General features: G+C 68.4%; 19 protein-coding genes. 11 read left to right on the forward strand and 8 right to left on the reverse strand.

The features are described 5' to 3' along the window. Positions 1–353: 353 nt before the first annotated feature. The 4 genes from D7W81_RS41870 to D7W81_RS08875 all read left to right on the forward strand — a co-directional run bounded on the left by D7W81_RS41870 (position 354) and on the right by D7W81_RS08875 (position 5,194). Positions 354–1,094 (forward strand): ABC-three component system protein, encoded by a 741-nt coding sequence (locus D7W81_RS41870; protein ID WP_147445393.1) that lies wholly within the window; start codon positions 354–356, stop codon positions 1,092–1,094. Beyond that, positions 1,082–1,600 carry an ABC-three component system middle component 2 gene (locus tag D7W81_RS41875; RefSeq protein WP_147445394.1) on the forward strand — a complete coding sequence of 173 codons (519 nt, stop codon included), beginning with the start codon at positions 1,082–1,084 and terminating at the stop codon, positions 1,598–1,600. Before D7W81_RS41870 ends, D7W81_RS41875 begins: the two co-directional genes overlap by 13 nt. After that, positions 1,597–3,423, forward strand: a complete 1,827-nt coding sequence (locus D7W81_RS41880) for an AAA family ATPase (protein WP_147445395.1) — start codon at positions 1,597–1,599, stop codon at positions 3,421–3,423. Before D7W81_RS41875 ends, D7W81_RS41880 begins: the two co-directional genes overlap by 4 nt. 289 nt (positions 3,424–3,712) lie before the next feature. Beyond that, positions 3,713–5,194: an RluA family pseudouridine synthase gene (locus tag D7W81_RS08875; protein ID WP_244227074.1), complete on the forward strand. Its 1,482-nt coding sequence runs from the start codon at positions 3,713–3,715 to the stop codon at positions 5,192–5,194. A 9-nt stretch (positions 5,195–5,203) separates the two neighbouring features. Here D7W81_RS08875 and D7W81_RS08880 read toward each other — a convergent pair whose 3' ends face one another. The 4 genes from D7W81_RS08880 to D7W81_RS08895 all read right to left on the reverse strand — a co-directional run bounded on the left by D7W81_RS08880 (position 5,204) and on the right by D7W81_RS08895 (position 11,237). Continuing rightward, positions 5,204–6,109, reverse strand: coding sequence for an NADP-dependent oxidoreductase (locus D7W81_RS08880; RefSeq protein ID WP_120554898.1), 906 nt, complete (start codon positions 6,107–6,109; stop codon positions 5,204–5,206). A 111-nt stretch (positions 6,110–6,220) separates the two neighbouring features. Further along, a complete protein-coding gene (locus tag D7W81_RS08885; protein ID WP_244227076.1) occupies positions 6,221–7,327 on the reverse strand; it encodes an alpha/beta fold hydrolase in 1,107 nt (368 codons plus the stop codon). Further along, positions 7,317–8,858, reverse strand: coding sequence for an FAD-dependent oxidoreductase (locus D7W81_RS08890; RefSeq protein ID WP_120554899.1), 1,542 nt, complete (start codon positions 8,856–8,858; stop codon positions 7,317–7,319). Before D7W81_RS08890 ends, D7W81_RS08885 begins: the two co-directional genes overlap by 11 nt. Positions 8,859–8,876: 18 nt before the next feature. Further along, entirely contained in the window at positions 8,877–11,237 is a 2,361-nt protein-coding gene (locus D7W81_RS08895) for a GMC family oxidoreductase N-terminal domain-containing protein (protein ID WP_120554900.1), read from the reverse strand. Positions 11,238–11,612: 375 nt separating this feature from the next. Between D7W81_RS08895 and D7W81_RS08900 the strand changes: the two genes are divergently transcribed. After that, on the forward strand, positions 11,613–13,436 hold the full coding sequence (locus D7W81_RS08900; protein WP_120554901.1) for a serine/threonine-protein kinase: 1,824 nt from the start codon (positions 11,613–11,615) through the stop codon (positions 13,434–13,436). 197 nt (positions 13,437–13,633) lie between these two features. Next, positions 13,634–15,481: a serine/threonine-protein kinase gene (locus D7W81_RS08905; protein ID WP_244227078.1), complete on the forward strand. Its 1,848-nt coding sequence runs from the start codon at positions 13,634–13,636 to the stop codon at positions 15,479–15,481. Positions 15,482–15,702: 221 nt separating this feature from the next. On the opposite strand, the gene D7W81_RS08910 is transcribed toward D7W81_RS08905, so the two are convergent. From D7W81_RS08910 to D7W81_RS08925, 4 genes are all read right to left on the reverse strand, one after another. Next, positions 15,703–16,908: an NAD(P)H-dependent flavin oxidoreductase gene (locus tag D7W81_RS08910; protein ID WP_244227080.1), complete on the reverse strand. Its 1,206-nt coding sequence runs from the start codon at positions 16,906–16,908 to the stop codon at positions 15,703–15,705. Between the two features lie 91 nt (positions 16,909–16,999). Then, entirely contained in the window at positions 17,000–17,719 is a 720-nt protein-coding gene (locus D7W81_RS08915; protein ID WP_244227082.1) for a spermidine synthase, read from the reverse strand. A 121-nt stretch (positions 17,720–17,840) separates the two neighbouring features. Beyond that, complete coding sequence (locus D7W81_RS08920) at positions 17,841–18,500, reverse strand: hypothetical protein (protein WP_120554904.1); 660 nt, start codon at positions 18,498–18,500, stop codon at positions 17,841–17,843. A 10-nt stretch (positions 18,501–18,510) separates the two neighbouring features. Beyond that, positions 18,511–20,028, reverse strand: coding sequence for a M91 family zinc metallopeptidase (locus D7W81_RS08925; protein ID WP_120554905.1), 1,518 nt, complete (start codon positions 20,026–20,028; stop codon positions 18,511–18,513). Between the two features lie 277 nt (positions 20,029–20,305). Between D7W81_RS08925 and D7W81_RS08930 the strand changes: the two genes are divergently transcribed. From D7W81_RS08930 to D7W81_RS08950, 5 genes are all read left to right on the forward strand, one after another. Beyond that, positions 20,306–20,851, forward strand: a complete 546-nt coding sequence (locus tag D7W81_RS08930) for a M23 family metallopeptidase (RefSeq protein WP_120554906.1) — start codon at positions 20,306–20,308, stop codon at positions 20,849–20,851. Between the two features lie 110 nt (positions 20,852–20,961). Continuing rightward, positions 20,962–22,128 carry a HEAT repeat domain-containing protein gene (locus D7W81_RS08935; protein ID WP_120554907.1) on the forward strand — a complete coding sequence of 389 codons (1,167 nt, stop codon included), beginning with the start codon at positions 20,962–20,964 and terminating at the stop codon, positions 22,126–22,128. After that, positions 22,128–23,120 (forward strand): HEAT repeat domain-containing protein, encoded by a 993-nt coding sequence (locus D7W81_RS08940; protein WP_120554908.1) that lies wholly within the window; start codon positions 22,128–22,130, stop codon positions 23,118–23,120. The genes D7W81_RS08935 and D7W81_RS08940 overlap by 1 nt, the downstream gene beginning before the upstream one ends. 105 nt (positions 23,121–23,225) lie before the next feature. Further along, positions 23,226–24,023 carry a ZIP family metal transporter gene (locus tag D7W81_RS08945; RefSeq protein ID WP_120554909.1) on the forward strand — a complete coding sequence of 266 codons (798 nt, stop codon included), beginning with the start codon at positions 23,226–23,228 and terminating at the stop codon, positions 24,021–24,023. A gap of 90 nt (positions 24,024–24,113) precedes the next feature. Further along, on the forward strand, positions 24,114–25,529 hold the full coding sequence (locus D7W81_RS08950; protein WP_244227083.1) for a sigma 54-interacting transcriptional regulator: 1,416 nt from the start codon (positions 24,114–24,116) through the stop codon (positions 25,527–25,529). Positions 25,530–25,848 lie beyond the last annotated feature (319 nt).

The raw sequence follows: 25,848 nt of genomic DNA on the forward strand, positions 1-25,848 counted from the left end.
CACGCATGACAAGCCTAGTACCGCCTCCCACTTCCGTTCCACCCCCTTCGAACCCAAAGACAACCTTGTCGGCAGACATAGCAATTTCAGGCCAACCAATCCCCGCGCTCGATCGCATCAAAATATTCAGCAATGATCAGTGGGAGGACTTTGTTCTTGAATGGGTTGACTCGCTTCGCAACCAGTACGACCGCGTAGAACGATGCGGCGGAGCTGGCGATATGGGTCGGGACGTAATCGCAACACTCCGTCCCCCATTGAGCGGGTGGGACAACTACCAATGCAAGCACTACAAAGATCCGCTTAAGCCATCCGACATTTGGATAGAATTAGGGAAGCTCGCATTCTACACAATGCGTGGCGACTACACTTGTCCACGAAAATACCACTTCATCGCACCACAAGGAGCCGGCACTAAGCTTTCCAATCTCCTACGCGCGCCCAACAAACTTCGAGCCGGTCTTTTTTCAAACTGGGACGAACAGTGTAGAAACAAAATTACATCAACAAGCCCAATAGAGCTTGATGCCGCACTGAAGTCCCACATCAACAACCTTGATTTTTCTATTTTTGAAGCAACTCCACCCCTCCGAATCATTGAGGCTCACGCAAAGACTCGCTGGCATGTTGCCAGGTTTGGAGGAGGCCTACCAATGCGCCCACCCAGCCAACCTCCGCCGACAGTTCCCGCCAGCACCGAAACGACGTTTGTCCGCGAACTACTCAACGCATACGGAGACCACCTCAAGCAGCATGTCTCATGCATCGACGACATCGCCCACGCAAAAAATATTTGCGAGCATTTCTCCGACGCGAGACTCGAATTCTATAGCGCCGAATCCTTGCGCACATTCTCGCGAGATACACTTCCCGCAGGCCAATTCGAAAACCTCCAAGAAGAAGTGAACAGCGGCATCAGGGACGAGATTCGCGACGACCATGCAGACGGCTATCGTCGCGTTATTGCTGTCATCAAAACGGCACGATCTCTATCTTTAACAGGACACGTACTACACGGCCGAATGTCGGTTAAAGATCGCGGTGGCATCTGCCATCAACTCGCCAACGACGGCAAGATTCGATGGATCAAATGATTTCCACTCAACCAAGAGCAACACCACAACCATTCAATGGGCCAATCGAAATTGGCCTGCGCTCTCTATTCATATTAACAGCAGCATACCCATCACCATACTCGCTCCAGCAGCTTGTCATTTTTGACTATTTAGTTGTTCACTCAGACGACATACCCAACGGACCTGATGGGCTTCACCCTCAGACGCCACACCGCAGCGGAGAAATCCTTGTACGCAGAGGAATACTGCAAGATGGTCTCAGTCTCTACCAAAGCAGAGGACTCATCGATCAAATATATCAAGACGGTGGCGTGTTCTTTTCGGCGAACGAGAAATCAGCTGGATTCCTCGATGCACTCAACTCTGAGTACGCACTGGGACTAAGAGAGAGAGCCATCTGGGGAATTGAGAACTTTGGTGGATTTTCCGAGCGCGAACTAGGCGATTTCGTTCACAACCAAATCAGCAACTGGGGCGCCGAATTCTCATTGCAGTCTGTTTTGTGGCAGGAGGAGTCTTTGTGAGGCTTGGCTTCATACTCAAAAAGCTAGCACTTACCGGGCAAGGCGCCACTAGCGCCGAGTTGTCGTTCGCGCGCGGCCTAAATGTAATATCGGGCCCTTCCGATACGGGCAAAACGTTCATCGCTCAGTGCATAGATTTTATATTGGGCGGTGGTAGCCTTCCGGAGACGATCCCCGAAGCAGCACCCTACACGTCTATCCACCTGACAATTGAGTCCAACCAGCAAACCTATAAACTCGAAAGAAGCTTGCGTGGCGGGAACATCCTTCTACGGACAGAAGACGATCTAGTCACTACCCTTAAGGCCAAGCACAAAGCAGGTGACAACAATACGATTTCTAGTTTTCTGCTCGAACTTTCAGGACTTAATAACAAGAGAATACGAACCAACCAACAGGGAAAGACACGACAGCTGAGCTTTCGAGACATAGCTCCATTAATACTTATCGACGAGGAGTCGGTAATAGCGAAATCCTCTCCAGTTCTCTCAGGTCAATTCACAACTCGCACAGCAGAGGTCAGTACTTTCCGACTGCTACTAACGGGAATTGACGACTCCTCTGTCATAGCCGAGGAAGATTCAGGTAACGCAAAGGTCCGACAAGAAGGGAAGGTCGAGGTTCTCGACGAACTGCTGCAACGTACTCGCAGCCAGTTCGAAGAAATGAAACTACCGGAAAATGCGACCGAACTTCGAGGCCAGCTTGATCGATTAATTGCATCAACTGCTTCTGCGACTGCCGAACTAAGCCTTGAACAGCAGAACGTTTCAGTTCTTGAAGTCCGACGTCGAACTGCATGGAGCAACTTAAGGCAAGCCGAATCACGCAACGATGTTTTATCGGAGCTACAGAAGCGCTTTGAGCTTCTTCGCGCACAATACTCATCGGATCTGCGGCGACTCGATGCGATTGCCGAAGCGGGACTCATGTTGGGCCTGATGAAGGAGGAGCATTGTCCCGTCTGCGGAGCGTCATCAGAACATCACGACCGTCAGCACCAGCATGCACAATCCTCACCAACGGATGTTGCGCAAGCATGCCGTGCCGAAGCCGCAAAAACGAACCTGCTCCTTGGTGACCTCCAAACAACGCTAACTGCAAATGCGTTGGAAATCGACAAGCTAACCACTGATCAAAACACCTACAAAGCAGATCTCGAAGCACATGACGCCGAACTCAAGACGATGATGCAACCAAGGCTTCAAGCAGCAGCCCAGAAGATAAAGGACAACCAAGCCATCGGGGAAACACTACGCCGTGGCCTAGACCTGCTTGAACGGACCCAGGAACTAGAAGCGCTTCTTGCCCCTCCTGCTGCACCTCAGAGAGTGGACCGTATCGCTGCCTCCCCCGCTAACGTAACCAGCGGTGAGGCGGAGATGTTAAGTAAAGACATTGAAAATCTACTTCGTTCCTGGCACTTCCCAACTCTCGACAGGGTTACCTTCAGCGAAACAGCTCAGGACATCGTCATTTCGGGTCAGCCTCGAGGAAGCCATGGAAAGGGCGTCCGGGCAATTACCCGAGCAGCATTCAATTTAGCACTTCTGAAATTTTGCCTGCGGGAATCACGTCCGTTTCCGGGATTTGTTCTCATTGATTCACCGCTCGTTGTTTATCGCGAGCCAGACGCAAACGAGGGCTCTTTTCCGATTGATGTCAAAAACTCATTCTATCAATCAATTTCGGACGAATTTAAGGACTCACAGGTAATCATCCTGGAGAACGATGAGCCGCCAGACACCGTCAGAGCAACAGCGAACATCATCGCATTCACTGGCACAGGGAACGGCCGACGCGGGTTCATTCCCGAGACATGACATAGGCATCTGAACAGGAGGGCAGGCAGGGAAAATTGAGCAAACGAAATTCCCCCTGCGCAGTATGCAGTTTAGTGCTACCCACAAAGCCGTGGACCTGCTTGTCATCTTGCGCGAACCGGCGCCTCGAGCAGATGAGGTGCCGGGCTCGTTCCCGAGCCCCTTCGACGCCCTGGGCCCGCATGCGCTCGCGCGCAGGGCTGCGGAGTCACTGCAAGCCTCGCTTCGCGAAGGATTCATTGCTCCCGGACTGCCGAGCGACATCCTCCAGGGCCCAGACGGCGGAAAGATGTTCGGCGTGCTCGTGGTGCGCCAGCCAGATGGAACCCTGGGCACACTGAGCGCATTCTCCGCGATGCTCGCGGGCCGCTGGGATGTTCCGGGCTTCGTGCCCCCCGTGTTCGACCGCGAGGCACGCGCCCGTGTGGAGCCGGTGGCCGACGCCACGGTGAAGGCCCTGCTGGCCCGAGCCGAAGCGTGGAGTGCTTCCGAGGAACTGCGCCGCCTGCGCGAGGACGATGATGCTCGCCAGTCCCGTGAAGCACTGGAGCGCGAAGCCATGCGCCTGCGCCACGACGACCGCCGTCGCCAGCGTCATGAACGTCGGGCCGCCCTCACGGCCATGCAAGGGCTTACGGAAGCAGCGCGTGCCCAGGCACTGCATGCGCTCGACCAGGAGAGCCGGGGCGACAAGGCGGAGAAGCGCCGGTGGGACGCGGCCCAGGAAGAAGCGCGGCGCCAGCTCGCCCCTGCCCGTGCGAAGGCTGAACGTCGCGTGCGCGCGCTGGACCGGCTGCGGCGCATCGTCTCGCGCGGCTTCATGAAACAATTTCACGACACCTACGCCATCACCAACGCCCGCGGAGAGACACGCCCGTTGCGCTCGCTCTACGGCGGCGTGGAGCCCCCTTCCGGCGCGGGCGACTGCGCGGGCGCGAAGCTGCTCGCGTATGCCTTCGCGCACGGGCTCCAGCCGGTGGCGCTCGCGGAGTTCTGGTGGGGCACACCGCCCGCTTCAGGAGGCCGCATCCAGGGTGCCTTCTATCCGGCGTGCCGCGACAAGTGCGGTCCCCTGCTGCCGTTCATGCTGGAGGGCCTGGAGGTCTCCGCGCCGCGCGTCTTCGTCCCTCCGCCCGCGCCCACGCCGGAGCTCTCCATTGTCTTCGAGGACGCGTGGCTCGTCGTCATCGACAAGCCCTGCGGCCTGCTGTCCGTGCCGGGACGCGACGCCGCACTCCTGGACTCGGTGCTCACCCGTCTGCGCGCGCGATACCCCAACGCCACGGGACCGCTGCTCGCGCACCGGCTGGACCTGGACACGTCCGGACTGCTCGTCGCCGCGCTGGACAGCCGCACACACGCATCCCTTCAACGCCAGTTCCTCCACCGCGACGTGGACAAGCGCTACGTGGCGCTCATCGAAGGCCAGGTCCAGGGACAGGTGGGCACCATCACCCTGCCCCTGCGCGTGGACCTGGACGACCGTCCCCGGCAAATCGTTGACCCCGTGCACGGCAAGCCCGCGGTCACCGACTGGGAGGTCCTCCGCCGCGAAGGGGACCACACGCGCGTCGTCTTCCATCCGCGCACCGGCCGCACGCACCAACTCCGCGTCCATGCAGCCCATCCGCTGGGCCTGGGCGCGCCCATCGTGGGAGACCCGCTGTACGGACATGCGGGCCGCCGCCTGCACCTGCACGCCGAGACGCTGTCCTTCGTGCACCCGGCGACGGGGCAGCGCGTGTCGTTCACCCGCGCCGCCCCGTTCTGAAACCACGCCTCAGTTGACGAGCAGCACCTTGCCCACGCCGCTCTGCTCCGCGAGCTTCTGGGCCTCGCGCGCGTCGTCCAGCTTGAACGTCCGGCTGATGGGAATCACCAGGTCGCCCTTCGCGGCGCTCTCCGCGAGCTGCGACAGCCGGTGCCCGTCCGGATGCGCCATGAAGCTGCGCACGACGAGCCCCTTCTCCTTCGCGCCCTTCGGCTCGCCCAGCACGCTGCCCACGGTCCCGCCGTGCTTCACCTTGTCGAGCACCGCGGCCACGGCCTCACCGCCCACCGTGTCCGCGACAGCGTCCAGCGTGGGCAGCCTCGCGACGTCCTTCGGATCATCCAGCGCGACGACGCCGTCCACGCCCAGCATCCGGGCCTCCTCCACCTGCTTGCTCCGCACACCCGCCCAGATGCGCGCGCCCCGCGCCCGCGCCGCGAAGATGGCCGAACGCCCCACCGCGCCCAGCGCGCCCGTAACGAGCACCGTGTCCCCCTGCGACGGCCGCACGTGCTCCTCGATGAGCTGCGTGCCCGTCAGCGTCACCAGCGGCAGCGCGGCGGCGTCCTTCAGGTCCAGATTGTCAGGAACCTTCGCCCAGCACTCCGTGGGCGCGACGACCGTCTCCGCGTAGCCGGCGTTCACCAGGCCCATCACGCGGTCGCCCGGCTCGAAGGCCTCCACGCCCGTGCCCACCTCGACGACCTCGCCGGACACGTCACGCCCGAGGATGAGGGGGAGCTTCAGGTCCGCCCGCCCCTTCATGTCCCCTCGGCGGATCTTCCAGTCCACCGGGTTGATGCTCGCGGCGGTGACGCGGACCTTCACCTCGCCCGGCCCCACCTTCGGCTCGGGCATCTCCTGCACCGCGAGCACATCCACGTCCCCATAGCCTTTCAGCACGACCGCTTTCATCCGGGCCTCCCGAGGCATTCACCGTCGGCGCAACGGTAAGCACCCGCGAAGGGGCCGCCATCGTCGGCGGCCGGTCGCTCCTCCTCCTGCTCCCCTGAATGCAGACGGCCGTCAGCGGGGCTGGAACTCCAGCGCCTCGCGCAGCACCGGGTAGGTGTCCTCGGCGGCGGTGCTGCCCATGAAGGTGTCCAGGTGTCCGTACCCGGGCAGCATGCGGCGCTGGTAGTAACGCGCGCCGTTCGCTTCGCGCAGCCACTGGAAGGTGCGCTCCGTGGAGGACGGCAGGTACGTGCGGTTCTGCTCGCTGGAGACGAACGTGATGGGCCGCTGGAAGGGCTCCGGATCCAGGTAGTCCGGCGGACACGCCTGTCCGTACCGCGCTAGGTTGCCCGCGCGCCCGTAGTCGAACCTAACCGCGTGGCCGCACCGGGACATCTGCCCCAGGTGGCGGAACGTCAGCAGGTTGCACCTGCCGAACTGCTCCTCCAGCCGCGAGTGCGTCTCCGGATTGAGCCGCGCGTGCCGGTACAGCCGGCCGTACATGAACGACAGCCGGTGGCACACCGGGCTGTCACACTCCATCCGCAGGAAGCCCGCCACCTTGGTGAAGGCCGCCTGGAACAACGGCGTGCGGGACGCGTCATCCGGCGTGAGCGAATCCAGCCCCGCGTCCAGCAGCTCCGGCACGCGCAGGAGCGCCTTGAAGCGCGTGGTGGCCGGCGTGTGGTGGTGCAGCGCCACCTGCGACGCCACCACGGTGCGCACGTCCGGCAGGTGCCCCGCGGCCATGGACATGAAGAACGCCGCGGACCCCGCGCAGTGCACCACCGCCTGCACCGACTCCGCGCCCGTGATTTCGCGCACGCGCCGCACCGCCGCCGGCATGTCGTGGTCCGCCGCGTCGTCCAGCGTGAACTGGCGCAGGGGCAGCTTCACGCTGGCGCGCCAGTCCAGCAGCCACGTGTCGTAGCCCTGGCGCACCAGGTACTGGACGAAGTTCTCCTTCAGCGTGGGCAGCATGAACATGCCGCTCCACACGCCCGCGCCGTGCACCAGCAGCACCGGCCCCTTCGTGCCCCCCACGTAGCGGGTGAGCTTCAGGGGAACGCCGTCCCCCGCGAGGAAGTCGTACCGCTCCGCCAGGGGCATGCCCTTCACGGTCACGTCCTGGGACAGCGTCCGCGACACCGCCGCGCCGCTTCGGTAATCAAAAGCCATGGGCCACCGCCTCCGCGATGCGCTCGGCCACCGCGCTGATGGTCATCACCGGATGGAAGCCAATGGACGTGGGGATGACGGAGCCATCCGCCACGTACAGTCCGGGGTAGTTGAACACTTCGCCCTCCTTCGACACCACGCCCCGGGCCGGCGACTCGGCCAGGTGCGCCCCGCCCAGCGAGTGCACCGTGAAGGGCCTGCGGAACAGCTCCCAGGTGACGAGCGGCGCGAACGTCCCGCCGTACTGCGAGGCCAGCTCCCGCATCGCCTCCGTCATCCGGTTCACCAGCGCCGCGTTCTCGTTCGCGTAGTCCCACTCGATGTCCAGCCGGTCGCCCTTGAGCACCATGTGGCCATTGGCGTTGTCCTGGCCAATGGCGAACAGGTTGCTCGTGCGCGAGGGGGCCACCCCGGTGCCCAGCGGCTTGTTGAACAGCCCCTTGGCGAACGCGCCGTGCATCAGCGGCCACAGCTTCGGCCACAGCGGGGAACCCACGCCGCCCAGCAGGCCCAGCCGTGGCTGCCCCATCCCCGCGAGCACCGCCGTCGCCGGCTGGTTGAACGTGGCCGTCACCATCGTGAAGCGCGGCGCCATGTCGAAGAAGCGCATCACCGTGGCCACGTCCGGCCCCACCCACGGAAATATCTCCTCGCGGCTGCCGTGCAGCGAGCCCAGGAAGTCGCCGTTGCCGGAGTACCCCTTGCCCAGCCACTCGCTCACCAGCGGCAGCGTGCGGGCCCGGTCGCGGCTGCGCAGCAATATCTCCACCGTGCCCAGCGCGCCGGCGGACAGCACCACGCGGCTGCCCTCCACGGAGGTCTTCTCTCCGGTGGCCAGGTCCTGGAAGTGCACGCGGTAGCCGCCCGCGACGCGCTGCACGTGGGACACGGACAGGCCCGGCCACACCGTGGCGCCCAGCTTCTCCGCGCGCGCCAGGTACGTGAGGTCCAGCGTGTTCTTCGCGCCGTGCTGGCAGCCGAACTCGCACTCCGCGCAGCGCTGGCACGCCTTGCGGCCCGGGGCGGAGGGCTCCGTCCAGGAGACGGCCTCGTCCGGGTCGAACGTCTGCCGGCCCATGCGCTGGGCGGCCTGCTGGAACAGGTCGCGCTTCTTCAGCGGGATGGACGCGGGGAACGGCTTCACGTCCAGCTCGCGCGCCACCTTGTCGTAGTAGGGGTCCAGCGCCTCGCGGCTGAAGCCCCGGGGCCAGCGCGGATGGTCGAAGACGATGGGGTCCGGCCGCACGTGCACGTTGGCGTAGATGAGCGACCCGCCGCCCACGCCGCTCGCCGTCACCGTGCCGATGCCGGACAGGAAGCGCACGTCGTAGAGCCCTCGCGCCTCCGGGCGGACCGGGTGATGCCAGAGCAATTCATCCGCGCGCGTGACGTCCCGGGGGAACTGGCCGGGCGCGTACCGGCGGCCCCGCTCCAGCACCGCCACGGACTTGCCCGCCTGCGCGAGCCTGAGCGCGGTGATGGAGCCGCCGAACCCGGAGCCCACCACCACCACGTCGTACCGCTTCGCCATGCCCACGGTGTGTTCCCCCTAGTCGAACTTCGCGCGGGCGAAGACGTCCCACAGCGTGCCCATGAACATGCCGCCAAAGCGCCGCATCGCGTCCGCCTGCTTCAGCGGCGACGACGTGCCCAGCACGGAGAACGTGGTGAGCTGCTGGAGGAAGTCCGGCAGGTGCAGGCGGATGATGCCGCTGGCCACGACGGGGCCGGAGCGCTCGTGGCCCTTGCGCAGCACGGTGTAGAGCGTGGACGTGTCGCTCCACACGTCGAAGCCCGCGTCGTCGTTGACCTCCTTGTAGCCATCCAGGAGGTACGGCTGGCCGTCCACGCCGGTGAAGGGCATCAGGTACAGCATGCGCCGCTCGTAGAAGCGCTCCGTGCCCACGAAGAGGTTGAAGACGCCGTTCTCCACCGGCGCGCCCCCGGGCGGCGTGAAGCCGCGCACGTGGAGCGTGCCCTGCACGATGCCGCCGTGCGCCTCTTGCGCGAGGAAGCGGTCCAGGTTGGGCAGCGTGATGGTGACGACGAACTCCGCCGTCTGTCCCGCGCGCTGGCCCGCCCGCGCCGCGCCGGCATAGTCGTCCGGCGTGGGGTGCCCCGGCTGGAGGAAGCCCTTCATCCGCTCCGTGAAGCGCAGGCCCACCACCGGCGTGGGGGACGCCACCGTGCCGCCGGGCGGAATCACCACATCGCCCAGCGGATCCGTTCCCGGCACCACCGCCGGAGTCACCGTCTCCACCTCCGGCATCATCCGCATGCTGGCGCGGGGCGGGTACGCGGGCGACGCCTTCACGGGCGCGCGCTCCGGCGCCGTCCAGTTCGGCGCGTCCTTCACCTGGCGGATGACCCCCTCCACGTTGCGCTCGGCCACCGCGGCGATGCTCGAGGACGGGTTGACGCCGATGCCCACCGGCAGCGCCGCGCCGTCCATCACGTACAGGCCGGGATAGCCGTGCACCTCGCCGTCGGGCTTGAGCACGCCATACGCGGGCTCCTCCGCCATCGCGCAGCCGCCCAGGTTGTGCACGGACACGGGCAGGTGCAGCCGCTCCCACAGCGGATTGTAAGCGGCGCGCGTGCCCAGCGCGCGGGCCACGTCCTCGCAGAGCTGTTCCTGCGTGCGGTACAGCGGCAGGTTCGCGGGCACGTCCCACTGCACCTGGAGCTCGCGCGTGACGGGGGACAGGGACAGCCGGCCGTTGGACTTGTCCCGGCCCATGGCCAGGAACACGGCCTGGAAGCGGCCGCGCTCGTTCTCGATGGCGGCCATCTCCTTGGAGCGCGTGCGCAGCACCTTCACCAGCTCGCGCTGGAGCAGGTCCGCCGGGAGCGTCATGGCGCGGTCCGGATCCATGGCGACCATCAACCCCGCCGCCTGCACCGGGTGCCCGCCCTCCTGGAAGAGGAACCAGGTCTTGTCCTTGCCCTGGCCTTCCTCCACCACCATGCCGGTGGTGATGGTGGGGCCCACCGCGGGGTCCCACGGCTCCTTCGTGTCGAAGGCGAAGGCGAGGAAGTCCCCGTTGGCGGAATAGCGCGAGCCCAGCCGCGCGCTCAGGTCCGGCAGCGTGCCCAGCACGTCGCGGTTGCGCAGCAAGAGCTCCGTGGAGTTCACCGCGCCCGCGCAGAGGAAGACGCGGCGGGCGTCCACGGTGCGCTGCATGCCGGCGCTGGCGTGGTCGGTGTAGGTGACGCGGTAGCCCGGCGACAGGGGCTCGATGCGCGTGACTTCCGCCTGCGTGGTCACCTGCGCGCCCTTGGCTTCCGCGACGGCCAGGTAGTTCAGGTCCAGGGTGTTCTTCGCGCGGCGGTTGCAGCCGATGTCGCACTCGCCGCAGTAGTTGCAGCCCTCCTGCTCCACGCCGAACTTGTTGGGCAGGGGCTCGCCCGCGGGGGCGAAGCGCACGGCGAGGTTCGGGTGGAAGAACTGCGCCTCGCGGCCCAGCTTCTTCGCCACCTCCTGCATCCGCTTCGTCTTGGGCGGCAGGCCGCGCGCGGACGCCGTGATGGGCTGCACGTCCAGCATGTGCGCGACCAGGTCGTAGTACGGATCCAACGCCTCCCGGCTGTAGCCCTCCGGCCACCCGGACGCGAACACGTCCGGCGGCGGGCGCAGGTGCACGTTGGCGTAGATGAGCGAGCCGCCGCCGTACCCCGCGGCCTGCACGACGCTCATCCCCTTGAGGAGCTTGATGTCGAAGAGCCCCTGCCGGTGCTGCCACAGCCAGCCGTTGCGAGGGTCCTCGAAGTCGCGCGGGAAGCCGCCCTTCGGGTAGCGCAGGCCGCGTTCGAGCACGCGCACGGTCAGGCCCGCCTGCGCGAGCCGACAGGCCGCCACCGCGCCGCCAAACCCGGTGCCGATGACCAGGGCGTCGTATGCCGGTGCCATGTTCCCCCTCGGGTGCGGTCCCTGGGGAGCAGGGATCCGGAAGCTCGACCCGGGAACGTCCAGGAAAGGACGGACCTGACTCTACAACGGGTCCACCCCGTTTCCTTGAGCCCCCACCCTCTCCACGGATCACCCTTTTTCACTCTGAAGACGGGCATTCCCGGAACACAGTGGATCCACGGGCGCATCCGGCGCGTAGCTCACTGCGGCATGCGGATCCGGAAGGCGAGACGGGACGCGGAGGAAAAGGACCGGCTCACTGGAAGTACGGGGAAGTCCAAGTCGCCGGGCGAACGAGCGAACAGCGGGCCAGCCTCCGGGGCACGCGACGGCATCACCTCGGCCCGTTACTATCGCCGCAAAACGAGCTTTCCGATGAAGACACGAAGAATTCCGGAGACGGGGGCACACCGGGCGCTGACGGAGCGGGAGGTGCCGGTGGCGTTGGCACCGACGGCGCCGAAGGCGGATCCGCTGCTCGGGACGCAGCTGGGCGAGTTCGTCATCCAGGAGCGCATTGGCGCGGGTGGCATGGGGGTCGTGTACCGGGCGGAGCACCCCATCATCGGCAAACAGGCCGCCATCAAGGTGTTGCGCGCGGAGCTGATGTCCGCGGAGCAGGCGCAGCGGCTGCTGGTGGAGGCGCGGTCGGTCAACGCCATCCGGCACCCGGGCATCCTGGACATCTTCAACTTCGGGTCGCTGCCAGACGGGCGTCCGTACGTGGTGATGGAGCTGCTCCAGGGCCAGTCGCTCGCGGCCGTGCTGAGCGCGCGGGGACGGCTGGACGTGGGGACGGCGGTCTGGATGTTGGATCAGATCCTCTCTCCGCTGGGGGCGGCGCACCGTGCGGGCGTCGTCCACCGCGACTTGAAGCCGGCGAACGTGTTCATGGTGGAGCGGCCGGACGCGGCGCCCATGCTCAAGCTGGTCGACTTCGGCATCGCCAAGGTGCTGCAGTCGCGCGAGGGGCTGACGCACGCGGACGGCTCCGTGCTGGGGACGCCGGACTACATGGCGCCGGAGCAGGTCCGCGGCGGCAAGGTGGGCCCGGCCACGGACCTGTACGCGCTGGGCGTGATGGCGTTCCAGATGCTCACCGGAGAGCGGCCGTTCCAGGGTGAGAACGTGCAGGTGATGTTCGCGCACGTCGAACAGGCACCGCCCCGGCCCTCGTCGAAGGTGGACGGCCTGCCGCCGGAGCTGGACGCGCTGGTGCTCCAGTTGCTGGAGAAGGATCCGGCGAAGCGGCCTGCCTCCGCGGAAGCCGTACGTCAGCGATTGAAGGCCCTGTCGCTGGAGCGGACGCCGGACGCGCTGGGGCCCGTGACGACGGAGCCGAAGCGGGAGGAGCCCACGTCTCCCACGGCGCCCCGTCCGCCGGGGCTCGCGGTGTTGCTCGCGGATCGCCGGAAGGTGGCACCGCTCGCGGCGGCGGTGGTCGCGGGGTGCGTGCTGCTGGGCACGGGGGTCTGGTGGCTGGCACGGCCTGGGGAAAAGGCTCCGGCGCTGGAGCAGCGTCTGCCCATGCCGGCCCCGCCGGTGGTGGTTGCACCGGATCCAGTGACACCGGTGCCGGATCCGGTCGTGAAGGTCGAGCCCGTGCAAGAGGCGCCCGAGGAAGCGGAGCCCACGCCGGAGACGGAAGCAAAGGCGACGGGGCTGCCGCCGCTGCCGCTCACGACGGCGTCCGAGAAGAAGATGGCGCGGCGGCTGGCCGGGCTGTTCAAGCAACTGCGCGCGCGGGCGAAGGACGTGGATGCGGAAGGCGCGTTGCGCGGCAAGCTGATCCACCAGTACCGCGCCGCGGTGGACGCGACGACGGAGCCTGAGCGCGCGCGCATCCATCAGTCGCTCGATGGCATCGAGAAGGAATTGACCCAGCGCATCGCCTTGCACGACGCGCCGCCGGTGGTCGTTGTCCCGGAGATGCCCAAGGTCCCACCGCTCGTGCTGCCGAAGCTGCCCACCCTGCCCCGGTCCAACACGTCCGAACAGCGGCTGGCCCAGCGATTGGACACGCTGGTGGCGGAGATGCGCAAGCGCACGAAGGGGCAGGACGTCGCGCCGGACCTCGCGAAGAAGCTGGTGGGCCTCTACACAGATGCCTCGAAGGCAACGACCGGCACCGAGCGCATGGAGGTCAATCAGGCGCTGGATGCGTGGCAGGAGCAGCTGAAGGCGCGGTTCCCGCGCTGATCATTCCAAGCTGCACCTTTTGAAATCCCAACCTCTTCGTGGCGCACCCTTGCTGCGCCTCTAGAGCAGGATTCTCCGCGCAGCATGAATCCATCGGCGGCCGAGCATGCAGAGGGCTCGCTTGGACGCGCGACGGCATCGCCCTGGCCCGGTACCATCCGTGCGAAACGGGCTTTGTTCATGAGCACGGGCGAGGGATGCGCGAGGTGTTGACGGACGAGGAGCTCCCAGCGGCGCCGGCGCAGACCACGCGGTCAGTGGATCCGCTGGTGGGGACGAAGATTGGCGAGTTCGTCATCCGGGAGCGCGTGGGCGCGGGCGGGATGGGGGTCGTCTACCGGGCGGAGCACCCGCTGATTGGCAAGCAAGCGGCCATCAAGGTGATGCGCGCGGAGCTGGTGTCCCCGGAGCAGGAGCAACGGCTGCTGGTGGAGGCGCGGGCGGTGAACGCCATCCGGCATCCTGGCGTGCTGGACATCTTCAACTTCGGGACGCTGCCGGACTGCCGGCCGTACGTGGTGATGGAGCTGCTCCAGGGCCAGTCGCTCGCGGACCGGATGCGCGAGCAAGAGCGGATGGACGTGGGGACCACGGCCTGGGTGTTGGAGCAGGTCCTGGCCGCGCTGGTGGCCGCGCACCGGGCGGGGGTGGTGCACCGGGACCTGAAGCCCGCGAACGTGTTCCTGATGGAGCAGCCGGACGCGGCGCCGCTGATCAAGCTGGTGGACTTCGGCATCGCCAAGGTGATGCAGGAGCACAACGCGCTGGCACGGGCGGACGGCTCCACGCTGGGGACGCCGGACTTCATGGCCCCGGAGCAGATCCGCAGAGGCGAAGTGGGCCCGGCCGCGGACCTGTACGCATTGGGAGTGATGGCGTTCCACATGCTCACGGGCACCCGGCCGTTCCAGGGTGACAACGTCCAGGTGATGTTCGCGCACGTTGAGCAGGTCCCGCCTCGGGTGTCGTCGCGGGTGGAGGGGATTCCTCCGGAGCTCGATGACCTGGTGTTCCAGTTGATGGAGAAGGCTCCCGCGAAACGACCCGCGACCGCGACGGCCGTGCGGCTGAAGCTCCGGGGGCTGGCGCGACCGCCGGTGCCATCCGCGAGCCTGGAGCCGGATACGGCGGTGAAGCAGGAGTCAGAACCGCCATCGAACGTGGAGTCGAGGGCTGTACCGGAGATGCCTGCGGCCATCGTGCCGCCAGGGCGCCGGAACGGGGTATCCCTCGCGGTGGCGGCAGTCGCCGGGGTGGCACTGCTGGGGACGGGTTACTGGTGGGGGGCGCAGGCGGGGAAGGCGGACCAGACGCAGGTGATTGCGCCGTCGCGGCCTTCCGAGCCGGTGATGGCGGAAGCGAGGCCCGTTGCTCCGGTGGAGCCGACGCCGGTCACCGCGACGCAAGCCCCTGTCGAGGAGCCGCCCCAGGTCATCGCGGAAGAAGCGCCCGCGGAGGCGGAGACCGCGACAGCGACCCTGGCGAAGTCCACGAAGTTGCCACCCCTGCCGGCGGGGACTGCCTCCGAGAAAAAGATGGAGCAGCGGCTGGCAGGGCTGTTCAAGCTCCTGCTGGCGCGGGCGAAGGACGTGGATGCGCAGGGAGCGCTGCGCGGCAAGCTGCTCCAGCAGTACCGGGCCGCCGCGGACGCGACGACGGACTCCGAGCGTGCGCGCATCCATGTCGCCCTGGATGACATCGAGAAGGAACTGACCCAGCGCATCGCCCTGCACGATGCCCCTCCTCCAGCGCCCGTCGTCATCGTCGCCCCTGAGCCGCCCCGGGTCCCTGCGCTCGTGATTCCCAAGCTCCCCACCCTGCCCCAGGGCAATGCCTCCGAGCAGCGGCTGGCCCAGCGCATGGACAAGCTGGTGGCGGAGCTGCGCACGCGAACGCAGAACCAGGACGTCGCGCCGGACCTCACGAAGCAACTGGTGGACATCTACAAGTCCGCGGCGAACGCCACGACCGCCACTGAGCGCATGGCCGTGAATCAGGCCTTGGATGCGTGGCAGGAGCAGCTCAAGGCGCGCTTCCCGCGCTGAAGACTGGAGCGTCCGGGCCGGAAGCCTTGCCGCCTGTGGCTCCGGCACCAGCACCCGTGAAGACGGGGGCGTTGGGTTGCCCAAGAACCTCCGGGAGGAGTTGAGCCAGATCCAGCACTCCGCCAGCACGGCCAGGTCCGAGCGCGAGCGGGCCTACGTCAACGACGCGCTCGACCTGTGGGAACGGCGACTGGCCCAGCGCATGGCGACCGTCCCCCCCCCTAACCCCGGTCGTCCTCGTCCTCGTCGTCCAGCCCTTCCGGGGACTCCAGCAACCGCCGCGCGCGCTCCATCATCTCCACGACGATCTGCCCGGCGGGCTGCACGGTGTCGATGCGCGACATGCTCGCGCCTCCCGCCGGGAGGCTCATCTCCTCCAGGTCGCCTTGCGTGTCCGGCGTGGGCAGGAAGGAGCTGAACTTCGGCATCACGTACTGCACGTCCAGCACGCCCGGGAACAACCGCGTCGTCCCGATGGCCTCCGACTCCGTCGTCTTCGGCACGCTCGACTCGCGCCCCGCCCACTCGCGCACCACGCGGTTGCGGATCACCCGCATGCGCTTGCCCGGCCACTCCGGCCCGAACAGCGTCGTCATCGTCGTGTCGCCCGCGTCCCCGTCCACCAACCGCTGCTTGTAGAGCGGGTGCGCGTACGCCTCCACCGATGCCACCAGCCGCGTTCCCACCCAGACGCCGTCCGCGCCGTGGTGCAGTGCTCGCGCCGCGCTGAAGCCGTCCGCGATGCCTCCCGCCGCCAGCACCAGCACCGCGTCCGACAGCTTCCGGAACTCCTTCAGGAGCACCAGCGTCGGCGTGCTGCCCAGGTTGCGCCCGCCCGCCTGACGCCCCTGCGCGATGAGCCCTTCCACCCCGGCGTCCAACGCCTGCCTCGCCAGCTCCACCGTGCCGGCCTGCACCCAGACGCGCGTCCCCGCCGCCTGCAGCGCTTGGATCCACTCTCGCGGCGGCAACGTCCAGTGGAAGACCACCACCGGCACCTTCGCCGCGATGCATGTGTCCACGTGGTCGCGCGTCGTGAAGCCGTGCGGCTCCAGCTTGTCCACGATGAAGTCCACACCGTAGGGGCGCTGGGTGCCCGCCTGGATGGCTTTCAGCCGCTCCTCCAGCACGCCCGGCGGCTCCGGCGCCGTTCCCAGCATGCCCAGGCCGCCCGCCTCTGACACCGCCACCACCAGCGGCGGCAGGGACACGAACGCCATGCCCGCACCGACGAAGGGATAGTGGATGCCCAGCTCGCGCGTCAGCCGCGTCTTCAGCGTGTTGCCCTCCAACACGTAGATGGGCTTCGGACGGGCCTCCAGGCCTTCGGCTTCGCCGTCCGCCAGCGGCGCCTCGTCCTCGGGGGAAGCAGAGGGCTGGCCGGGTCGTCCGTCGTTCGCGCCGTTCATCGCGTCTCCCGAAAGCATGCTGACGTGCCGAGCCTTCAAGATTAGCAGCGCCGCCCCCCGAGTCAGGCGCGGCCGGGCGGGGCCGTGCTCACTGGCCAGCAGAGCGGCCTCACTCCTCCGGGATGAGGCCCCCGGGCCCCAGCCCTGCGTCCGTCAGCACCCGCCCCCGGGCAAGCCGCCGCGTCAGGGGCCGGTAGCGCTGCGCTATCAGGGTGCTCAGGCGGAACGGCAACCCCCGATCCCGCTCCACGCGGCGGGCCCGCTCCACCAGCGTCTCGCGCGTCAACCGCGACGGAGCCTCCAGCCCCACCAGGATGCGGTTGGTGCTGGTGGGGACCTCGAAGAGGGACAGGCCGTGGAAGCTCACCTGGTAGGTGCGCACCATAGCGTCGAAGTGCGGGTTCGCCGCGGACTCCCAGATGTTGCCCACCACCGCGCCCCCCCGCGTCAGCCGCGCGCGCACCGCGCCCAGGAACTCGCGCGTGCACAGGTGCCCGGGAATCTGGTCCGCCCCGTACGCGTCCAGGATGATGACGTCGTAGGGCGGTCCGTCCGCTTCGATGAAGGCCCGCCCGTCCGCCACGTGCGCGCGCAGGAGCGCGTCCTCCTGGAAGCCGCAGTAGGTCTTCGCGGCCTCCACCACGGACGCGTCCAGCTCCACCACGTCGATGTGCGTGTCCGGCAGCACCGCGCGCAGGAACATGGGGATGGCGCCGCCCCCCAACCCGATGGCGAGGATGTTCTCCGGATGGGGCACGAACGCCAGCGCCACCATGGCCATGCGGGTGTACGGCAGCTCCAGCCGCAGCGGTTCGCCGGGCCACACCACGCTCTGGCGCGCCCCTCCGTCACCAAAGCGCAGCGAGCGGCGTCCCTCCGCGTCCTCGGTGACGATGACGGCCCCGGAGCCGTCATCGGGTTCGTCCGGCGAGGCCAGGGCTTCGCGCTCCCTACTTCGCGCCCGTCACCGGCAGGGGCCCGCTGTCCAGCACCCGCTGCGCCGTCACCGCCGGCCCGTACCGGGGCGTCTGGATGGGCGTGCCCTGCGAGTCCTTCCCCTGGCTCAGCGCGATGGCGTCCGCGTCCGGCAGGTAGCCCACGCGCAGGGACACCTCGCGCACGGCGGACAGCTCGCGCGTCTCCTCCGGGCCCGTGGGGTACGGCAGCGCGGTGCGCAGGGGCAGCGGCACCACCGCGCGGCGGTTGGCGGTGGCGCCCGGCTCCACGCGGGTGACGGCGGGCACCTCCGGCGCTTCCACCGCCAGGTCCTCCGGCACCGGCAGCAGCATCCGCGACAGCACGACCTTGCCGCCGGACAGGTCCACGTAGGCCCGCTCGGGCGCCAGCGTGAGGTGGCCGCTGAAGCCCACGTCCCACAGGCCGTCCAGGAGCAGCACGGCCTTCTGCGTCCGGTTGTGCACCGCGTAGGTGATGGCGAGCGTGTCCGCCTCGCTCGCCACCGACTCCACCTTCAGCTCCACATCCGCCTGGGCCACGCGTGGTCCTCCTGGGTCCGCTGGGGCCGGGGACGCGGGCCGCTCCGGCGCCCGCGCACACCCGGCGATGAGCGCCAGCGCCATGATGGCACCTGCGCGGCGGAACGTCCTCATCCCCCGCATCCTAGTAGCGCGGGCGGGTGGGCAGGTTCAGGTCGTCGCGCAGGACGTTCTCTCCGGGACGGCCGCCCTGCACCACGTCCGGCGTGGCGGGGTTCTGGTCCAGGTCGATGGGCAGCCCCACCGCGGAGGGCTCCAGGTTGCGCGTGCCGTTCTTGGAGCCCAGCGCCAGCGTGCCGTTGTTCATGTCCGAGGCGTGCACCAGCTCGTGGAACAGGCCGACAACGGGCGGGCGGTTCATCCACTCCTCGTCGCCCAGGGAGATGCGCGTGGTGTTGTAGTTCACCTGCGAGTCCGTGCCCTTGCCCGGCGTGCCGTCCGCGTTCATGAAGCCGTCGTTGAAGTTCGTGCCGCCCGCGCTGTTGCCCTGGGACGTCTCGCGGATGACCGTCTTCTTGCCGCTGTCATCCAGGCTGCGCAGCAGGTCCTGGCCCGAAGGCAGCGAGCGCATCGCGTCCAGGTCCGACTGCGTGCGCGCCTGGAACTCCGCGCTGCCCGTCACGGACACGGAGGAGCCGCGCTGATCCGCGTCCGTCATGTCCACGATCTCGCGCTCGGCCTTCTCCGAGTCGGCGGTGGTCTCGTTCTCCTCGACGTAGAGCTTGTCGGTGCCCGTGCCACCCGACACCTTGTCCGTGCCCGCGCCGCCGGCCACCGCGTCATTGCCGCGCCCGCCGCTCAGCGTGTCGTTGCCGCGCCCGCCGATGACCTGGTCATCGCCCTCGCCGCCGTAGGCCCGGTCGTTGCCCGCGCCACCGTCGATGTAGTCCCGGCCGTTGCCGCCGGACACGTAGTCGTTGCCGTCCAGGCCGTAGAGCACGTCGCGGCCCTCGCCGCCCAGGATGCGGTCATCGCCCGCGCCGCCCTCCAGGTAGTCGTCGCCGTCCTGGCCCTGCAGCGCGTCCTTGCCCTCGCCGCCGATGACGGTGTCGTTGCCCGCGCCGCCGACGAGCGTGTCGTTGCCCTTGCCGCCGGTGAGCTTGTCGTCGCCGTCACCACCGTCCAGCGTGAGGTCCTGCGTGACGCTCGCGTCCACGGTGATGGAGTCGTTGCCCGCGCCGCCGTTGATGATGGCGCCCTTGGCCTGCTCCGCGGTGAGCGTCACCGTGTCGCTGCCGGACTTGATGGTCAGCCCACCGTCCTTGCCCTGCGACACCGTCGCGCTGTTGTTGCCCGCGCCCAGGTCCACCACCGTGCGGCCATCCGCGTTCGTGCTCACCTGCGGCGCGAGCGCCTTCTGCACGCCCTTCTTGACCGCGTCGAGCGCCGAGCCGATGGACGAGCCGATACCGCCCAGGAAGCCGCCGCCGTCCTTGTCCTTCTTCAGCGCCGTCTCGGTGGTGCGGACCTCCGTCAGCTGGGGACGCGAGCCCGTGCGGGGGCCCGCGTCGAAGCCGTCCGACATCCGCTGCGTGACGGCGGCCTTCACCACGTTGGGCTTCGCGGGCGTGACGGGCGTCTTCGCCGGCGGGGTGGTGACAGGGGACGTCGTGCGCGAGCCGGGCTTGCCAATCGTGGTCATGTCGCTACTCCCAGGTGACGGGGACACCCGGCCAGAGGTCCCGGCGACGGAGCGCCAGGGTCGGACGAACGCCGACATTCCAGATTGTCGTGAACGTTTGCCGCCAGTTGCGTCGCCCGGCCCAGAACGACACACCGCGCCACGGAAGCGCCTGGAATCGTTGTGTTTCTCAATTCCCGATTCCCAAGACGATTTCCAGTATTTCATGTATTACGGCTTCACCGCCCATTCCCCATTCGCGGGGAAACGGAGGGCGGATGACGGGAGGGAGCACCGCATGAAGCTGAAGACGTTGCTGTCCGCCGGGGTGGCGCTGGCCGCCGCGGCGTGGGCCGGACCGGGAGTGGCGGCCACGGCGAACGGCCCCATCTGCGACACGGCCGCCTACGTGAACTCGACCACCTATTACGGCTGCACCGGGAGCAGCCACACGGCGCTGGATATTGGTAACGGCACCTGCGGCGAGTGGAACCACCGCGGCATGCTGGTGGGCAACTACTACTATTACTACTACGGCGGCTGCGCGGCGGCCTGCTACGGCTCCACGTGCAACGGCGGCGCGGGCAACTACTACGTGGTGTCCGGCGCGAGCGGCTGGGACTTCCGCCAGCTGCACTTCTACGCCAACGTCAGCTCCGGCACGAAGACGTGCGACCGCTGCGCGCTGGGGCTCGTGGGCGGCACGGGCAGCGCCACCGGCCCGCACGTGCATGCGGACAACCGGCAGTACGGCACGCGCAAGTCGGCCTGGTACACCAGCGTCGGCACCACGTGCGGCACCAACGCCTACTGCAACAACCGGCTGGGCGTTCCCACGCTGTAGTCCGCGTGTGTCTTCGGGCAGGGGCCACACGTCCCCTGCCCGGCTTCACGTCCCCGGCGTCCGGCGCGCGTGCGCCCGTCCTTCCCTCCCCACGTGAGTCCCTCTTCGACATGACCTCCCGCTCTCACTTCAAGGTCGCGCTCGCCGGCCTCGTCCTCCTCGTCGCCCTGGGCGTCGTGTGGTGGCGGGGCGCGGCCAGGACCGATGACGCCGGTCCTCCGTTGCCCGCCGCCGCGGTGGCCTCCGCGCCTCCGGCCGCCTCTGGAAATGCCGCTTCAGTGGGCCCGCCGCCCTCCGCGCGCACCGGACCTCGCGAGCAGATTCCCATGCCCGGATGCTGGGACGGGCTGGCCGCGCTGGACCGCGCCGCGACGATGGAGTCCCTGCACGCCGCCGTGTCCGCCGCCATCCAGGCGCGCGACACCGCGCTGGTGGCGTATCTCCAGGAGCGCCTGACGGAGCTCGTGGGCAACGACCCCGACCGCGCGCTGCGACTGGTGGAGTGGGCGGCGAAGGCCGCGCCACCGGAGCCGGCCATCTACCTGGAGGCCCTCAAGGCCGCGCCCGCCGTGCGCCACCCGCGCGTCGCGGAGAAGCTGGTGTCCGTGGCCGAGGACAAGTCACTGGCCACGCCGGACCGGGCCTCCGCGCTGGACGCGCTGGAGACGCAGCATCGCTTCACGCCGGAGATGCGGGGCCGGCTCAAGGCCATCGCACAGGATGACTCCGCGGACTCCGCCGCGTGGATGGCCACGCGCACGCTGGGCCGGGTGATGAAGGAGGACTACGAGCGCACCGGCACGTATTCGCCGTACTGGAAGGACCTGCTGGACATCGGCACCACGTCGGACGACACGGCCGTGCGGTTGCTCGCGCTGGAGATGCCGTCGTACTCCGACCCGCTGCTCGACTCGGACTCCATCGACACGCTGGCCAAGGTGATGCGCACCGACAAGGAGCGCGACGTGCGGGAGATGGCCGCCTTCCGGCTCGCCGTCACCGAGGATCCACAGAAGGCCCTGGCCGCGTACCGCGCCGCCTTCGACGGTGAGCACGACCTGTGCGTGAGGTGGGCCTTCCTGCGCTTCGCGGTGCGCGCGGCCGGCGCGGACGCCCTGCCTCTGGTGGAGGAGTTCGCGCGCAAGGACCCGCGCCTGCGGCAGGACTACCTGGACTTCAAGGCGCTGTACGCCACCGGCACGACGGACTTCGCGCGCATCTGGCTGGGCAAGAAGGAACACCACGACTGCGTGGTCGAGGAAGGAGCGCCGCACTGATGGGCTCGCGAACGATGAAGGCCCCGGTGCTCCGGCTGTCGCTCTGGCTGTCGCTCTTGCCGGGGCTGGCCCTGGCGCAGGGCGCGCCCATTCCCGTCCCCACCCAGACGGCCTGCACCGTGGAGGGCATGCTGGACGAGGTGCGCGTGGCCATGAAGACAGGCTCGCCCGCGTACCGGAAGTACGCGCGGCTGCGCCTGAAGGAAGCCGCCATCGCCCTGCCGCCGGAGGCCCTGGGCCGCGCGGTGAGCCAGGAGCGCGACCCCGCCGTGCTGGAGGCCGTGGGCGCGGCGCTGGCCACCAAGGCAAGCAACGCGCAGAAGCCGGAGCTGCTCCAGCCCCTGCTCTCCCGCGCGAGCCAGGACGTGGACCCCGGCCTGCGCGCCGCGGCGGTGCGTGCGCTCCAGGGCTCGCCGTCCGTGGAGTTCATGGCGAAGAACGGCGGCGTCGTCACCTATGAGCAGCTCGTGCGCGACAGCGCGCCAGAGGTGCGCAAGGCGGTGGTGGAGAACCTGGTGACGGAGAGCGCCGGCATCTACTTCGGCCACAACCCGGAGCTGGCGGAAGCGGCGGTGAAGGTCGCCGCGGCGTCGGGCGACCCGGCGGTGGCCACGCGCCTGTTGGGTGAGGTCTCCATGGAGGCCGCGAGCCCGGAGGCGGTGCGCAAGCTCACCCAGCAGCTGCGCTCGGAGGACGCGGGCCTGCGCGCGGCGGCGGCGAAGGCGCTGGGCGGCGTGCCGGGCTCCGAGTCCGCGGGCGCGCGCCGCTCGCTCACCTCGCTGTACCGGAGCGACAGCGACCTCGCGGTGCGCAAGGCGTCGCTGGAGGGAATCGCGCGGCTGGGCCAGTCCGGCGCCCGGCCGCTCCTGGCGTCCCTGCGCGGCGTGGATCCACGCCTGGATCCGGAGATTGACGCGTGGCTGTCCGCGCTCCAGCGCAACCTCCAGGAGTGGCACCTCATCCTGCGGGAGAAGCGGCGCCTGTTGCCCTGAGTGCGTGCCCGCCAGGGACCTGCTGTTCCATGGCGGGCATCCCCGCGTCCGGCCGTGTCCGAAAAGGTGGCCGGACGGCGGCGAGTGCGACAGGTTGGGAGGGCCATGTCCGACAGCGGTTTCGGCCCGTCCACCCTCGTCCTGGCGCTCGTTGGCAGCGCCGTCACCGTCCTGTCCACCTTCCTGGGCGCCCTGCCCGCCCTGGCCGCGCGCAGCATCTCCCAGCGCTCCAAGGACGTGCTGATGGGCTTCAGCGCGGGCGTGATGCTCGCGGCCACGGCGTTCTCCCTCATCGTGCCCGCCATCCACCTGGTGGAAGAGCGCACCCCGTCGCGCTTCCTGCCCGCGGTGGTGGTGGGCGGCAGCATGCTGGTGGGCGGCCTGTTCCTGCACCTGTGCAACCGCTTCATCCCGCATGAGCACTTCATCAAGGGCCAGGAGGGCAACGCGGAGGCGGTGCGGATGAAGCGCATCTGGCTGTTCGTGCTGGCCATCGCGCTGCACAACTTCCCGGAGGGGCTGGCGGTGGGCACCGGCGTGGGCAGCCGCTCCATGACCATCGCCGTGCCCATCCTCGTGGGCATCGGGCTGCAGGACATCCCGGAGGGCTTCGTCGTCGCGCTGGCGCTGATGGGCGTCGCGTACAGCCGCAAGCAGGCGGTGCTGGTAGCGCTCTACACGGGGCTGGTGGAGGGGGCGGCCGCGCTGGTGGGCTTCTTCGCCACGTCGTTCGCGTCCGGCGTGCTGCCGTGGGCGCTCGCGTTCGCGGGCGGGTCCATGCTGTACGTCGTCAGCGACGAGATGATCCCCGAGAGCCACCGCCAGGAGTACGCGAAGGAGGCCACCGCCGGGCTGATGGTGGGCTTCGTGATGATGATGTTCCTGGACGTGACGCTGAGCTGATGCGGGGCGTATTCGCGCACCGCCTCTGTGTCCTGCCCGACACCCGGCTGCCGCAGCCCCGGGGGGCCCGGACGTGGTAGTTTCAAGGCCATGTCTGTGTCGGATCGAACCCGCATCGACGGGCCCCCCGGGGAGTCGAAGGACAAGGGCGCCCGCCCGGACGAAGAGGGGGCGGAAGCCGCGCTCCATGTGACGCTGCCGTATGAGCAGGCCCGCCGTCCGGGGGACCTGCCCACGGTGCGCCGCTTCCGCCTGTCCGTGGTGGAGGGCCCGGGCGCGGGCACACTGTGGGAGTCCACGGCGGACACCTGCTCGGTGGGCTCGCACCCGCTCAACGACTTCGCGGTGGAGGACTCCACCGTGTCGCGCTTCCACTGCGAGGTCCGCATCGGGCCCAAGGGTCCGCAGGTGAAGGACCTGGACAGCCTCAACGGCGTCATCGTGGACGGCGTGCAGGTGGTGGAGGGCATCCTGCGCAGCGGCAGCCTGCTGCGGCTGGGCCGGGTGGTGCTGCGCTTCGACTTCAGCGCGGAGAGCAACCGGCTGCCCCTGTCGGAGCTGACGCGCTTCGGCACGCTGGTGGGCACGTCCGTGGCCATGCGCGGCTGCTTCGCGATGATGGAGCGGGCCTCCGCGCGCGACGTCACGGTGCTCCTGGAGGGGGAGACGGGCACGGGCAAGAGCCAGGCGGCGCTCGCCATCCACCAGGCCAGCCGGCGCAAGGACGCGGCGTTCCTGGTGGTGGACTGCGGCGCCATCCCCCCGCACATCCTGGAGAGCGAGCTGTTCGGCCATGAGAAGGGCTCCTTCACCGGCGCGGTGAGCCGGCGCGCGGGCGTCTTCGAGGAGGCCGACGGCGGCACCGTCTTCCTGGACGAGATTGGCGAGCTGCCCCCGGAGCTTCAGCCCAAGCTGTTGCGCGTGCTGGAGAACAGGGAGATCCGCCGGGTGGGCAGCAACACGTACCAGCCGGTGGACGTGCGGCTCATCGCGGCCACGCACCGCGACCTGCGCGCGGAGGTGAACGCGGGCCGATTCCGCTCCGACCTGTTCTTCCGGCTCGCGGTGTTGCGCATCGGCATGCCGTCCCTGCGCCAGCGGCCGGAGGACCTGTCCATGCTGGTGTCGGGCATCCTGGCGTCGCTGGGCGCGGATCCGGAGCGCACGGGCGCGCTGCGCACGCCGGAGTTCCTGTCGCGCCTGCGGCACGCGGCGTGGCCGGGCAACGTGCGCGAGCTGCGCAACCACCTGGAGCGCTGCCTCGTGTTCGAGGACGCGCTGCCGCTGGCGGAGGAGGACTCGCGTCCGGAGGGCAGCCCGCTGGAGGTGGACCTGTCACGGCCGTACGCGGAGCAGCGCCGGCGCGTGGTGGACGACTTCGAGCGGCGCTACCTGCGCGCCCTGCTGGAGAAGCACCAGGGCAAGGTGGCCCAGGCCGCCGTCACCGCCGGCATGGACCGCGTGCACTTCTACCGGCTCCTGCGCAGGCACGGCATCAAGCCCTGAGCGGTCGGCGGGCTCTCGGGCACGAAGGCCGTCCCCCTGAATGAGAAGGTGAGAACCCGGCGGGGCCGCCCTGGCGGCGGCGCACCGCGCGAACTGGTCCGACTGTCGGACCAGTTGGGAACCTCTCGCCGGGCAGAGGGGGCCGCAGTGGAAGTCCAGGGGCTTAGCGCCGGGAGGAGAGCCGCCAGCGCCCGGGCGCGTCCGGCAGCGGGCTGGCGACGAAGTCCGTCTCCAGTCCCCGCAGCGCCGGGCCCGTGACAATGGGCGTGGCATCTCCCCCCTCGTCGCGCACCCAGCCGGGCAGGTGGAGCAGCCCCCC

This window comes from Corallococcus aberystwythensis, assembly GCF_003612165.1.
Lineage (GTDB): Bacteria > Myxococcota > Myxococcia > Myxococcales > Myxococcaceae > Corallococcus > Corallococcus aberystwythensis.

Bases quoted from the DNA above. Each gene is read 5' to 3' on its own strand.
- D7W81_RS41870 (WP_147445393.1), top strand. From the start codon at position 354: ATGCGTGGCGACTACACTTGTCCACGAAAATACCACTTCATCGCACCA.
- D7W81_RS41875 (WP_147445394.1), top strand. From the start codon at position 1,082: ATGGATCAAATGATTTCCACTCAACCAAGAGCAACACCACAACCATTC.
- D7W81_RS08875 (WP_244227074.1), top strand. From the start codon at position 3,713: ATGTTCGGCGTGCTCGTGGTGCGCCAGCCAGATGGAACCCTGGGCACA.
- D7W81_RS08880 (WP_120554898.1), bottom strand. From the start codon at position 6,109: ATGAAAGCGGTCGTGCTGAAAGGCTATGGGGACGTGGATGTGCTCGCG.
- D7W81_RS08885 (WP_244227076.1), bottom strand. From the start codon at position 7,327: ATGGCTTTTGATTACCGAAGCGGCGCGGCGGTGTCGCGGACGCTGTCC.
- D7W81_RS08890 (WP_120554899.1), bottom strand. From the start codon at position 8,858: ATGGCGAAGCGGTACGACGTGGTGGTGGTGGGCTCCGGGTTCGGCGGC.
- D7W81_RS08895 (WP_120554900.1), bottom strand. From the start codon at position 11,237: ATGGCACCGGCATACGACGCCCTGGTCATCGGCACCGGGTTTGGCGGC.
- D7W81_RS08900 (WP_120554901.1), top strand. From the start codon at position 11,613: ATGAAGACACGAAGAATTCCGGAGACGGGGGCACACCGGGCGCTGACG.
- D7W81_RS08905 (WP_244227078.1), top strand. From the start codon at position 13,634: ATGCGCGAGGTGTTGACGGACGAGGAGCTCCCAGCGGCGCCGGCGCAG.
- D7W81_RS08910 (WP_244227080.1), bottom strand. From the start codon at position 16,908: ATGCTTTCGGGAGACGCGATGAACGGCGCGAACGACGGACGACCCGGC.
- D7W81_RS08920 (WP_120554904.1), bottom strand. From the start codon at position 18,500: ATGAGGACGTTCCGCCGCGCAGGTGCCATCATGGCGCTGGCGCTCATC.
- D7W81_RS08925 (WP_120554905.1), bottom strand. From the start codon at position 20,028: ATGACCACGATTGGCAAGCCCGGCTCGCGCACGACGTCCCCTGTCACC.
- D7W81_RS08930 (WP_120554906.1), top strand. From the start codon at position 20,306: ATGAAGCTGAAGACGTTGCTGTCCGCCGGGGTGGCGCTGGCCGCCGCG.
- D7W81_RS08935 (WP_120554907.1), top strand. From the start codon at position 20,962: ATGACCTCCCGCTCTCACTTCAAGGTCGCGCTCGCCGGCCTCGTCCTC.
- D7W81_RS08940 (WP_120554908.1), top strand. From the start codon at position 22,128: ATGGGCTCGCGAACGATGAAGGCCCCGGTGCTCCGGCTGTCGCTCTGG.
- D7W81_RS08945 (WP_120554909.1), top strand. From the start codon at position 23,226: ATGTCCGACAGCGGTTTCGGCCCGTCCACCCTCGTCCTGGCGCTCGTT.
- D7W81_RS08950 (WP_244227083.1), top strand. From the start codon at position 24,114: ATGTCTGTGTCGGATCGAACCCGCATCGACGGGCCCCCCGGGGAGTCG.